Here is a 260-nt window from a genome sequence, read left to right on the forward strand (position 1 = left end):
GTTAAACCCGGCTTCCAGCAGCACGTTGTCGAGATAGTAATGTTTTGCGGTGATGTTCATCGGTTTACCCGTCTCGCAGGTTGCCTTTGCAGAATCGGCAGCATACGCGACGGAACCCGTGGCGCCAAACAGCGCGCAGGCGGTAACCATTTTGCCGCTCTGGCTGATAAACTCGCGGCGGCTTTTATTCTCACTCATCTTATCTTCCTTCATTAATAATGTGGGTACCCGTTTCACCGCGCAGCGCCGCGGGCAGGCAG

General features: G+C 55.0%; 1 pseudogene. It reads right to left on the bottom strand.

Features of this window, described 5'->3' with window-relative positions:
* Positions 1–198, bottom strand: a pseudogene (locus tag RTW80_RS29745) (deaminase); the annotation flags it as partial.
* Positions 199–260 lie beyond the last annotated feature (62 nt).

The organism is Escherichia sp. AM3 (genome assembly GCF_032029835.1).
GTDB lineage: Bacteria > Pseudomonadota > Gammaproteobacteria > Enterobacterales > Enterobacteriaceae > Escherichia > Escherichia coli.